The sequence below is a fragment of the Staphylococcus croceilyticus genome, assembly GCF_002902575.1.
Lineage (GTDB): Bacteria > Bacillota > Bacilli > Staphylococcales > Staphylococcaceae > Staphylococcus > Staphylococcus croceilyticus.
Genome location: NZ_PPRD01000125.1, coordinates 1 through 255 on the forward strand (window position 1 = coordinate 1; position 255 = coordinate 255).

The following is a 255-nucleotide window of genomic DNA, read 5'->3' on the forward strand; positions in this document are numbered from 1 at the left end:
GCACATCAGATAGTGACTCAGCATCAACGAGTGAAAGTGACTCAGAGTCAGCAAGCGCAAGCACATCAGATAGTGAGTCAGCATCAACGAGTGGAGGTGACTCAGAGTCGGTAAGTACAAGTGACTCAGAAAGCACATCAGGATCAGAAAGTGAGAGTCTTTCAGACTCAGCAAGTGCAAGTACATCAGACAGTGAGTCAGCATCAACAAGTGAGAGTGGTTCAGAGTCAGTAAGTACAAGCGACTCAGAAAGCA

The 255-nt window shown here is 46.7% G+C and carries 1 protein-coding gene; it reads left to right on the forward strand.

Translation table 11 applies throughout. From position 1 onward, the window contains the following. Positions 1–255 (forward strand): hypothetical protein (locus tag CD128_RS11150; protein ID WP_231917326.1); only part of this gene is annotated, 255 nt, incomplete at both ends.